Consider the following 11,573-nt stretch of genomic DNA (forward strand, 5'->3'; position numbering starts at 1 on the left):
AAGTAACTCGTGTCACCACACGACGCGTAGGTGACGGTCGGTCCCGCCGCGGCGCGCGCCGGGGATGCCTGTGTAATCGCGACGGCCGCCAGCGCCAGCATGAAGCCGGAAACCGCCTGTGCCCTAATGGGTTTCCCGTGCATGGAAGAGATCTCCATTTCGTGGTTGGCACCTGGGACAGGAGCGAGAAGAGACTCCATCTGCGTTATACATACGCGCAATTTGTATGTCAAATCTCTGCGATAAGGCGGCGCTCAGCTGGGCTTTCGCTCAGGCACGCGGATGCGCACAGAATTCATGCAAGGGCTCGCGCGTTCTCGTTAGGTGAGACGTAGCAGGTGTAGTGCGTCGAGTGAGCGTGCCGCGAAGTGGAGTCCGCAGGTTTTCTGCACCACTTTTGCTTCGACTCCTCCTGATATGCGCTGCTGCCAGGAAATACGCGCCGTGGCCGGCGGCTGATAGCCGAGCGCGGCAATAAGAGTCATGATGTGCCGAGGCGGACGGGCGCGACCCGCACGGCCGCCGCGAATACCCACACCATGATCCCCAGAAGGTCGTCATGAATCATCGTACCCTGAGATATGGCCTCGCCGCCCTGTCGGCCGCCGTGCTCGTCGTCCCGCTGGCCACCGCGCTCGCCATCCCGGCCCAGGCGGCCGCGCCGCCCGCCGGGGTCGCCCTCACCCAGGTCAGCAGCGACCCCTACACCGACAGCCAGGCCCAGCACGCCACCGAGGTCGAGCCGGACATCTTCAGCTTCGGCAGCACCATCGTGTCCACCTTCCAGGTCGGGCGCGTCTCCGGCGGCGGCGCCTCCAACATCGGCTGGTCCACGTCCACCGACGGCGGCGCCACCTGGACCCACGGCTACCTGCCGGACACCACCGGGAACACCGGCGGCCCCTACACCGCCGCCAGCGACGCGACGGTCGCCTACGACGCCCACCACGGCGAGTGGATCATCTCCTACCTCGGCCTGCTGCCCAACGGCAACGTGGACGTCGCCGTCAGTCGCTCCACCAACGCCACCACCTGGGGCAATCCGGTGATCGTGGCGACCGGCACGTTCTACGACAAGAACTGGACGGTCTGCGACAACCACACGGCCAGCGCGTTCTACGGGCACTGCTACACCGAGTTCGACACCGCGGCCAGCGGCGACCGCGAGGACATGAGCACCTCGACCGACGGCGGCGCCACCTGGGGTGCGCTCAAGCACCCGGCCGACAACCCCGCCGGCATCGGCGGCCAGCCGCTGGTGCAGCCGAACGGGACCGTGGTCGTGCCGTTCTCCTCGGCCAGCTCCAACCAGATCCGCGCCTTCACCTCGACCAACGGCGGGAGCAGCTGGACCTCCAGCGTCCTGGTCGCCCGCACCACCCACCACACCGTCGCCGGCCTGGACGCGGACATCATCCACAGCAGCGCAGGCAGCACGGCCATCCCGCAGCTGCTGCGGGAGAGTGTGCTGCCGTCGGCTGAAATCGACGCCTCCGGCAAGGTGTACGTGTCCTGGGCCGACTGCCGCTTCCGCAGCGGCTGCACGAGCAACGACATCATCCTGTCGACCTCGACCACCGGGAGAACCTGGACCTCCCCGGTCCGGGTCCCGATCGACGCGGTCACCAGCGGCGCCGACCACTTCACGCCCGGCCTGGGCGTGGACGCCTCGACCTCGGGCAGCACCACCCGCATAGGCCTGACTTACTACTACTACCCGGTCGCCAAGTGCACCTCCGCGACCTGCCAGCTCGATGTCGGCTACATCTCCTCGACCAACGGCGGCACCACCTGGTCCGCCCCGACCCAGCTCGCCGGACCGATGCAAACGACCTGGCTGCCCAACACCACCCAGGGACGGATGTTCGGCGACTACATCGCCACCACGGTCCTGGCCGGCGGCAACGCGATCACCGTCGTCCCGGTCGCCGCCGCCCCGAGCGGCTCGACCTTCCACATGGCCATGTACACCCCGACCGGCGGCCTCTCGATCACCGGCTGACGCCTTTCGCACCCTGACACCCTGCACCACACGCCGCGCCGGCCGCCCGCAGGGGCACCGGCGCGGCGGCGCGTCCCCGCAATGCGTGAACGCCGCGCCTGACGGCAACCCGTTCTCGCGTGTCCTCGGCTCCCCGGTTCTGAGATCGCGGAACTCAACCGGGAAATCCGACCCGCGCCGCGGCCTGTCTTATTTGAAAACGCCGTGCCTACTGCGACCTGCGGCGTTGCCGCCGGATATCACAGGGTACTTATGCCGGGTTGCGGTATTCATTGAGTAGTCCGCCGAGGTGTGCTCGTCGTCTGACCAGGACAGACGAATCATCGGCACCCACAGGGTCGCGTTAAAGTCGCAACACCAGGTCGGCGCGGCGGGCGGTCGCGGCGACGATGTCGGCGTTGCGCTGGTCGCTGCCCTGGGCCCACGCCCGGGCCGCCTGCGGGGTCTTGTCGAAGGCCACATGGCGGGCGACGAGCCGCTCCACCCGGACCGCGTCGTCGATCTGGAGGTACCAGGCGGCGTCGATCAGGCCGCGGATCTGCCGCCAGGGGTGAGTGTCGAGCAGCAGATAGTTTCCCTCGGTGATGACGATCGGCGTCGTCGGCGGGACCGGGATGCTGGACCCGATCGGTTCTTCGATGTCTCTGCGGAAGGCCGGCGCGTAGACGATGTCGGCGTCGGGGGTGCGCAGCCGCCTCAGCAGAGCGATGTACCCGGCCGCGTCGAAGGTGTCGGGGGCACCCTTGCGGTCTCTGCGGCCCAGCGATTCGAGCACGCGGTTGCTCAGGTGGAAGCCGTCCATCGGGACCAGCGCGGCGGCCGGTCCGAGAGCGTCCACAAGCGCCTCGGCGACGGTGCTCTTACCGGCGCCGGGCGGCCCGGCGATGCCGATGATCGTGCGGGGCGAGGCTGCGGCCATCTCACGTATCCGCTCGGCGAGCGAGGCGACGGTCACGGTTTCAGCCTCCGGTGCCGCGGTCACCGCGCCGCCCCCTTGTACTTGCGGCGGCCGCAGCCGCACGAGTCGCGGTGACGGAACGTGGTCGGCACCGACACGGCCAGCGGGGGGCGGTCCGGGTTCTTGATCCGGCTCAGCAGAAGGTCGACCGCGGTCGAGGCAAGCGTGGCGGCGTCCTGGGCGGTCGCGGTGATCCGCGGGTCGAACAGATCGGCCCATTCGAAGTCGTCGTAGCAGACCATGGCGATGTCGCGGGGCACTTTGAGCCGTAGTCGCTGCAGGGCCCGCAGCGTGCCCAGCGTCATCTGGTTGTTGGACACGACAAGCGCCGTCGCGGGGTCGTCCGAGGCGGTGAGGTGTTCCGCGACGCGCTGTTCGGTGATCCGCTCGTTCGACTCGCCGGCGATGATCAGCTGTGGGTCGTGGTCGAGCCCCAGGTCGGAGACGGCCTTGCGGTATCCGGTCAGTCGGTCTCGCCCGGACATCGCGGCCTGGCTCCCCTGTACATAGCCGATACGCCGGTGTCCTTGGGCCGCCAGATGGGCGGTCAGATGGTAGATCGAGCCCACGCATTCGGAGAAGACCTGGTCGGCCTGTAGTGTCGACCGCCTGTCCAGAAACAGCAGCGGGAAATCGTCGTCCAGCAGCCTGCGCAGGCTGTCGGTGAGCTCGCCGTCACCCTCCAGCGGGCTGACGATCAGCCCGCTGACCCGGCGCGCCAGTAGGTGGTCGATGACGTCGGCCTCGACTGACGGGTCGTCGTTGGTGTCGGCGAGGATCATTGTGAAGCCCGCACGGCGCAGCAGCCGGTCGACGTCACGCACCAGTTCGCCGAAGTAGGGGTTGGTCACCACCGACATGGCCAGGCCGATGGTGTCGGTCGACTGGGTGGCCAGGGCCCGCGCGGCGAGGTTGTGCCGGTAGCCGGTATCCGCTACCGCCCGCCAGACAAGCTGCTCCGTCTCGGGCGCGACCTTGCGTGTCTTGTTCAGCACATGCGACACGGTCGTGGTCGACACTCCTGCGAGCCGGGCGACCTCCGCCATGGTCGTTGTCGTCACCGGACGATTCCCCCTCTCTCTCCCTGCCGGGCGCGCCGTAGGCGCCGCGTGTACGGCGCGCTGGTAGCCATCCTCGCACCACAGGGGCACTGGCCGACCCCGCTGGCTGCGCGGCCGGCGCTTGGCGGTCGACACCGCCGCCGCTGCGAAAGCCCCTTCAAGCGACGGGCGCCGCTGCGTCGCCTAGGGCGCCCGTCTCGGCTTTGGGCTACTGCACGGCGCCCATGGACAGGCCGCGCACCAGTTTGTCCTGGGCCGCCCACCCGGCGATCAGCACGGGCAGGCACGCCACCGTCGCGGCCGCCGACAGGTGCGCCCAGAACTGGCCCTCCGGTGCGACGAAGCCGACCAGGAAGACCGGCACGGTGCCGGCGTTGGTCGTAGTGAGGTTCACCGCGAGGAAGAACTCGTTCCACGCGAAGATGAAACAGATCAGCGCCGTAGCGGCCATTCCCGGGCTGATGACCGGCAGGACCACCGAGCGCAGCTGGCGCAGTAGCCCGGCGCCGTCGACCTGTGCCGCCTCGATGATCTGCCGTGGCACCTCGAGCAGGAACGAGCGCAGCATCCACACCGCGATCGGCAGGTTCATCGAGGTGTAGAGGATGATCAGGGCCAGTTGGCGGTCGATCAGGTGCAGGTCGCGTGCGATGACGTACAGCGGGATGATCGCGCCCACGATCGGCAGCATCTTGGTGGAGATGAAGAAGAACAGCACGTCGCGCCACTTGCGCACGGGGCGGATCGACAGCGCGAACGCCGCGGGCAGAGCGAGCACCAGGACGATGAGCGTCGAGGTCACGGTGATGGTGATGGAGTGCTCCAAGTAGGGGCGCAGCCCGTTGGTCCAGACCGCGGAGTATTCGCTCAGGGTCGGTGTGAAGAGGAAGCGAGGAGGGTTGGTCGCGGCGTCTTGTTCGTGTTTGAGGCCGGTCAGCGCCATCCAGAGGACGGGGAAGAAGAACAGAAGCACGATGATCCAGGTCAGCAGGCCCAGCACGAGGCGAGTGGACCAGCCGGCACGGCGGGCCGCGGTATTCATCGTCCGGTCATCCCTTCGTCGGTGAACAGGCTGGAGATCAGGCGCAGGGCGCCCGTGGCGATGGCGATGGTCGCGATGACCACGACGACGCCCATCGCCGAGGCGCGCCCGATGTCGAAAGCACGGAAGGCGACCTCGTAGAGGTAGTAGGCGAGGTTCGTCGTCTTCTGTCCCGGCCCGCCGGACGTGATCATGAAGATGGCGTCGAAGGCCTGCACGATGTAGATGGAGCCGAGCAGGATGCCCAACTCCAGGTACGGGCGCAGATGGGGCAGCGTGAACGAGCGGAAGATACGCAGATCGCCGGCGCCGTCGACCCGGGCGGCCTCCAGCACCTCCTGCCGCTGGGACTGCAGCCCGGCGAGCACGATCAGGACCATGAACGGCGTCCACTGCCAAGTCAGCACGATGATGATCGTGGCCTGCGGATGGATGTTGATCCAGTCGACGTTGTGCACCCCGAACGGCCTCAGGGCGTAGTTCAACACACCGAACACCGGATCGAGGATCGTGAACTTCCACACCAGCGCGGCGGCGGCCGGCATGACCAGGAAGGGACTGACGATCAAGGTGCGCAACACGCCGCGGCCGAACACGCGCCGGTCCAGCAGCAAGGCGATGCCGGTGCCTATCACCAGGGACAACATGACCGGCACCGCTGTCAGCACCACGGTGTTGACGACAGCGGTGCGGAAGATGCTGTCAGAGAAGATCCGCTGGTAGTTGCGCAGCCCGACGAAGTGTTTGCTGCCGGGGTTCAGCAGGTTCCACGACTGCAGGCTGTACCAGATGGTCAGCAGGAAGGGCACCTGCGTGACGACGACCGTGAAGATCAGTGCCGGCAGCAGCGGTAGCCGGCGCACCCAGGCTCCGGCGCGCCTGATGCGGACGGCACCGGCGCGCTTGGAGGGGGCCGTCGGCGGGGCCAAGGTCGATGTCGCAGGAGTCACGCTGCCTCACTTCGCGGGGCGGCTGCGTGGCGGAGCCCGATCGGCGGGCTCCGCCAGGCAGCTCACGGTCTTGGGGAACGGTCGTCGGTTCGTCGGGCGGTTACTGGTAGTTCTGCGCGACCTGCTCGGCGTACCCCTGGCTCTTACTGAGGGCCGTAGCCACCGACTCCTGGCCGGCGATCGCGGCCGTGATCTCCTGGGACACCTTGGTGCCCAGGTCGGCGAACTCCGGGATGGCCACGTACTGGATGCCGCTGTAGGGCTGGTCGGCGACCCCGGGGTGGTTGACGTTGACCGACTGGATCGACTGGAGGGTCAGCGAGGCGAAGTCCGCTGCGGCCTTCTGGTAGTCGGGGTTGTCATAGGTCGACACCCGAGTGCCCGGGGGCACCGACGCCCAGCCGTTCTTCTGCGCGTCGTAGTTGATGTAATCCTTCGAGGTGGCCCAATCCATGAACTGCCAGGCAGCGCCCTGATGCTTTGACGAGCCCTCGATCGCCAGCGCCCACGCCCACAGCCAGCCGGATGCCGTGGTCTTGACCACCGGGGCCGGCGCGAACCCGAGCTTGCCGGCGATCGGGCTCGGCGACGCGTCCAGGGTGGAGGCCGCGACGGTCGCGTCGTACCACATGGCCGCCTTGCCCTGCTCCATGGTGTTCAGGCACTCGTTGAAGCTGTCGTCGGCCGCGCCCGGCTCGCCGGCGGTTTTGAGCAGGTTGACATAGAAGCTGACGGCCTGTTCGAAGGGCGCGGCCGTCAGCTGCGGCTGCCACTGCATGTTGAACCACTGGCCCCCGAACGTGTTGACCACGGTGTCCAGCGGTCCGAGGTTCTCGCCCCACCCGGTTTTGCCGCGCAGGCAGATCCCCGCGACGCCGTCGGCCGGGTCGTTGAGCTTCTGCGCGATGTCGGCGACCTGCTGCCAGGTGGGATTGGCGGGCATGGTCAGACCCTTGGCTGCCAGCAGGTCCTTGCGGTACATCAGGAATGAGGACTCGCCGTAGAACGGCACCGCGTACAGCTTGCCGCCGGCCGACAGCGCGTCGCGTATCGGCTTGATGAGGTCGCCCACGTCGTAGGCCGGATCACCGGCGTACTGCGTCAGATCCTTGATCCAGCCGTTCTTCGACCAGGTCGGGATGTCGTTCGGGCCGATCATGACGACGTCGTACTGTCCGCCCCCGGCGGCGACGTCCTTGGTCACCTGATCGCGCAGCGTGTTCTCGTCCAGGGTCACGAATTTGACCTTGACCCCCGGGTGCGCGGCCTCGAAACCGGCCGGCGTGAGCTGCTCGATCGTCTTCATCAGGGGATTGTCGACGACGGCGACGGTGATGGTTCCCGTCGCCCCGCTGCTGCTGTTGTCACTGGTGCTCGAGGAACCCGAGCTGCACGCCCCCAGAGTCAGCGCCAGCGCCGCCGCTCCCGCGACGGCCACGCGGGGGGCCGGTCGCCGGGCGAGCCCGCGCGCGCCCGCTCCGGCCTTCGGTAGTGCTGACCTGGCGAGTCTGTTCATTGTTGTGCGCCTCCTGAGTCGGAATCGTGGTTCGGAGCCCCGGACGGCGGCGAGGCGGTCGGCCGGCGGAAGTGTCGAGCCGGTTTCACCTGTGCTTCGCGGGATCTGCGCGTGTACGAACTCATGCGCAAGCGCTTGCGACCCGGAGGACGCTAACAACGCGAAAGCGCTTGCGCAAGCCCTTGCGCGGCACTATGTTCACGCCAGCGAAACCGGGGCGGGATGGGACCGGGGTAGCCGAGACGGCGCGGCAAACCCTGGTCACAGGCGTCGGTCCAGGTTCTCGCGGCGCCGCGGACGGCGGCGCATCTACGGCGGTCCGGTGCCGCCGCACCGGCACCGGACCGGCTGTCCGTCAACGGACCGTGTCAACAGTGCGATATACCGCACAGCCGGCGCTGCGACCGCCGCGGTGCGGGTTCACCCAGGACGAGATCGCTGCGCAGTGTTCTCGTGTACCGCAGGCGAGGTGTGGCGATCGCCTGCTGCCCGGGCCCGATCGACGCCGTCCGCATGCCCGCGCCACAACCACCAGGTTTGGAGGGACACATGCTCGACCTCAACGGCGTGAACCTCGGCTCACTCACCCCGGATGTGAACGCGCCGACCTACGATCGCACGGCCCGCGCCACCGGCATCGTGCATTTCGGCGTCGGACACTTCCACCGCTCGCATCAGGCGATGTACCTCGACCGCCTCATGCGCGCCGGGCAGGCCGCGGACTGGGCCGTCTGCGGAGCGGGCGTGATGGCCGGTGAGGACACGACCCGCGACATCCTCCGCAAGCAGGACTACCTGTACACCCTGACCGTCAAACAGGCCGACGGCACGAAAGACAGCACCGTCATAGGATCCCTCGACGACTTCCTGTACGCCCCTGATGACCCCTCGCGCGTCGTGGAGCGGATCGCGCACCCGGACACCCGCATCGTCGGTCTGACGATCACCGAAGGCGGCTACAACGTCAGCGACGTCGACGGGAAGTTCCTCGGTGACACCCCCGCGTTGCGGGAAGACCTGCGTTCCGCCACTCCGAGCCGATCGGTCTTCGGGCTCGTATTCCAGGCCGCGGCACTGCGCATGAAACGGGGGCTGAGCGGCTTCACCGTCATGTCGTGCGACAACATTCAAGGCAACGGCGCCGTGGCACGTACCGCCTTCCTCGGGTTCGCGTACGCACGCGATTCCGCGGTGGCCGACTGGATACAGCGCAACTGCACGTTCCCGAACTCGATGGTCGACCGGGTCACGCCGCGCACCACGACGCAGGACGTCGTACACATCTGGCAGGAGCATGCCTACGTCGACAACAGCCCCGTCACCTGCGAACCCTTCCATCAGTGGGTCCTGCAGGACGACTTCGCCGCAGGACGCCCCGCCTTCGAGGACGTCGGCGTGCAAGTGGTGCACGACGTGGAGCCCTACGAGCGGATGAAGCTGGCTCTGGCCAACGGCACCCACCAAGCACTGTGCTACTTCGGGCATCTGCTCGGGCACACCTATGTGCACGAAGCGCTCGCCGATCCCGACATCCGCACCCTGGTCCTGCGCTATATCGACGAAGAGGCCGTCCCCACCCTTCAGCCGATCCCCGGCGTCGACCTGGGCATGTACGGGCGCACCGTCGTCGAGCGGTTCTCCAACCCCGCCATCCAGGACGAGCTGGCCCGCATCTGCGCCGAGACATCCGACCGCATTCCCAAATTCCTCATGCCGGTCGCGAGGGCGCGGCTGGCAGGCGGTGCCCGCTCGCCGATGTGCGCCGCCACGGTCGCTTCCTGGGCCCGGTACGTCGAAGGCACCGACGAAGACGGACAGCCGATCAACGTCGTCGACCCGCGCCGGGAAGAGCTGATGGCCGCTGCGAATACGTACCCGTCGAATCCGACCGCGTTCATCGAGAACAAGGCCGTTTTCGGGGACATCAGCCACTACAACGCATTCGTCGAGGACTACGCACAAGTTCTCGGCGACATCCACGCCAAGGGAACTCGGGCCGCGCTGCGCAACCTGCTCTCCTCCTGACAGCACGCGAGCACCACGGGCACGGTGGCGGCGGCCGGGACAACGCCGAAGCGGCTGCGGAGTCATCTAGATGCCGATCTGGTGCCACGGGTCTGACACACAGTTCAGGCGACATGAGGGAGGATATGTACGCGGAAGAACGGCAACAGGCGATCTTGGCGAAGGCCCGTGCCGAGGGCAGAGTCGACGTCGTCGCTCTCGCCGACGAACTGATCGTGACCAGCGACACGATCCGCAGGGATCTGACAGTGTTGGCACGGGCCGGTGTGGTGCGCCGCGTACGCGGCGGAGCCCTCTCCGTCGAGCGGCTGGGATTCGAGCCCGAAGCAGCGGCCGGTGATGCCGTGATGGCCGACGAGAAGGAGCGGATCGCGAAGGCGGCTTTAGCCGAGTTGCCGGACCGGGGCTCGGTGATCATCGATGCCGGCACCACGACCGGGCGGCTGGTGGAGATGGTTCCCGCCGATCGGAAGCTGACCGTGATAGTCGGCTTCCTGCCGTTCGCGGCCCAGTTGGCCGTCCGCTCGAACCTCACCGTCATGCTGGTCGGAGGCCGGATCGGGGGGCGAAAACTGGCTGCGGTGGACGACTGGGCGCTGGCCGCGCTGTCTCACCTGTGTGTGGACGTGGCGTTCATCGGCTGCAACGGCGTCTCCGAGCGCCGCGGTCTGACCACACCGGACGTCGCCGAGGCGGCGGTGAAGCGGGCGATGATCGCCGCGGCGCGGCGTACGGTGCTGCTCGCAGACCACACCAAGGTCGGCAACGATTGCGTCGCCCGGTTCGGCGGGCTGGGCGACGTCGACCTCTTCATCACCGACTCCGGGCTCGACGAGGAAAGCGCGGTGTCGTTTGGTGCGACGGGCGTGCACCTGGTCCGTGTCTGATCGTTCACTTGGATCGAGGGCGCGAAGAGCCGTTCACCTCGTCCGGATCCGAGCCGCGATTCGACGCCGCACGCAGAATCCACCGCAGTGTCACGGTGTATGCCCGACAGGGGTCTGTCTTTGCCTCCAAACTCCTGCGTCTACCGGCCGGAGGGATCGGATACCGTGCCGACGCCGAGCTCGAAAGCAGGCAGTTCGGCAAGTCGCGGCGGATCGGCGCCGGGCCGCGAAACGGTGATCGCGGCGGCGGCGACGCAGCGCTCCAGGATCCGGCCGAGCAACTCCAGCGGCATGCCGGCGAGCGCCGCTCGCCGGCCGGAGCCCACAAGGCCGAGGCGGATCAGCGCGTCGATGAAGGCCCCGGTGACCGTGTCCCCGGCGCCGACCGTGTCCACGACTGTGGTCCGCGCCGCCGCGCGATGGACCCGGCCGGCCGTCGTATAACCGGTCATCCCCTCCGCCCCGCCGGTGATCAATGCCAACGTGGCGCCTTCTGCGAGCCATGCATCGGCCACGTCGTCCGTTGAACGGCCCGGGTGCAGCCACGCCACGTCCTCGTCGCTGGCCTTCACCACATCGGCGAGTCGCACCAGCCGCGCGATGCGGTCACGGGTTCCAGCGGCGTCCGCGATGAGCGAGGGCCGGATGTTGAGGTCGAGGGTGATGGTCGTGGTGGGCCGGCGCTCCCCCAGAAGCCGTTCGATCCGCGATGCCCCCGGCTCCAGCACTGTCGCGATCGAGCCGGTGTGCAGCACGTCCGCGGGCTCGGCCGATTCGGCGTCCACCGACCACTCGAGGTCGAAGGAGTACCGAGCAGCCCCCGACTCGTCCAACACCGCGGTCCCGGTGGACGTCCGGGCCAGCGGCACGCTCGTGACATCGACCCCTGACTCGGCAAGCCACGTGCGGATGCGCTGCCCGTGTCGGTCATCGCCGAGACACGTCACCAGCTGCGGACGCTGCCCCAGCCGCCCCAGCGTCAACGCCACGTTCGCCGGACTCCCCCCGGGTGCCTCGTCGACGCTCCCGTCGACCCGATGGACGATGTCGACCAGCGCCTCGCCGACGACCGCGACCGCCCGCCGCGCCGTCATCCCCTCGCTCCGCGGTCAACCACGAGGCCGAACACATT

9 protein-coding genes are annotated in these 11,573 nt (G+C 68.0%); 3 read left to right on the forward strand and 6 right to left on the reverse strand.

Annotated elements, in window-relative coordinates:
* The first annotated feature begins 559 nt into the window (after positions 1 to 559).
* Positions 560 to 2,002: a sialidase family protein gene (locus VGZ32_RS24025; RefSeq protein WP_326888444.1), complete on the forward strand. Its 1,443-nt coding sequence runs from the start codon at positions 560 to 562 to the stop codon at positions 2,000 to 2,002.
* Between the two features lie 343 nt (positions 2,003 to 2,345).
* On the opposite strand, the gene VGZ32_RS24030 is transcribed toward VGZ32_RS24025, so the two are convergent.
* From VGZ32_RS24030 to VGZ32_RS24050, 5 genes are all read right to left on the reverse strand, one after another.
* On the reverse strand, positions 2,346 to 2,984 hold the full coding sequence (locus VGZ32_RS24030) for a nucleoside/nucleotide kinase family protein (RefSeq protein ID WP_326888445.1): 639 nt from the start codon (positions 2,982 to 2,984) through the stop codon (positions 2,346 to 2,348).
* Positions 2,981 to 4,021, reverse strand: a complete 1,041-nt coding sequence (locus VGZ32_RS24035; RefSeq protein WP_326888446.1) for a LacI family DNA-binding transcriptional regulator — start codon at positions 4,019 to 4,021, stop codon at positions 2,981 to 2,983. The genes VGZ32_RS24030 and VGZ32_RS24035 overlap by 4 nt, the downstream gene beginning before the upstream one ends.
* A gap of 208 nt (positions 4,022 to 4,229) precedes the next feature.
* Complete coding sequence (locus tag VGZ32_RS24040) at positions 4,230 to 5,063, reverse strand: carbohydrate ABC transporter permease (protein WP_326888447.1); 834 nt, start codon at positions 5,061 to 5,063, stop codon at positions 4,230 to 4,232.
* Positions 5,060 to 6,013, reverse strand: a complete 954-nt coding sequence (locus tag VGZ32_RS24045; RefSeq protein WP_326888448.1) for a sugar ABC transporter permease — start codon at positions 6,011 to 6,013, stop codon at positions 5,060 to 5,062. Before VGZ32_RS24045 ends, VGZ32_RS24040 begins: the two co-directional genes overlap by 4 nt.
* Before the next feature lie 100 nt (positions 6,014 to 6,113).
* Positions 6,114 to 7,529, reverse strand: a complete 1,416-nt coding sequence (locus tag VGZ32_RS24050) for a sugar ABC transporter substrate-binding protein (RefSeq protein WP_326888449.1) — start codon at positions 7,527 to 7,529, stop codon at positions 6,114 to 6,116.
* 549 nt (positions 7,530 to 8,078) lie between these two features.
* Here VGZ32_RS24050 and VGZ32_RS24055 point away from each other — a divergent pair.
* Positions 8,079 to 9,554, forward strand: a complete 1,476-nt coding sequence (locus VGZ32_RS24055; protein WP_326888450.1) for a mannitol dehydrogenase family protein — start codon at positions 8,079 to 8,081, stop codon at positions 9,552 to 9,554.
* Positions 9,555 to 9,679: 125 nt separating this feature from the next.
* Positions 9,680 to 10,441: a DeoR/GlpR family DNA-binding transcription regulator gene (locus tag VGZ32_RS24060; RefSeq protein WP_349263729.1), complete on the forward strand. Its 762-nt coding sequence runs from the start codon at positions 9,680 to 9,682 to the stop codon at positions 10,439 to 10,441.
* Positions 10,442 to 10,581: 140 nt separating this feature from the next.
* Here the strand turns inward: VGZ32_RS24060 and VGZ32_RS24065 are convergent, their stop codons facing one another.
* On the reverse strand, positions 10,582 to 11,535 hold the full coding sequence (locus tag VGZ32_RS24065) for a carbohydrate kinase (protein WP_326888452.1): 954 nt from the start codon (positions 11,533 to 11,535) through the stop codon (positions 10,582 to 10,584).
* Between the last annotated feature and the right edge of the window lie 38 nt (positions 11,536 to 11,573).

The sequence above is a fragment of the Actinocrinis sp. genome (assembly GCF_035938995.1).
Classification (GTDB): domain Bacteria; phylum Actinomycetota; class Actinomycetes; order Streptomycetales; family Catenulisporaceae; genus DASZGI01.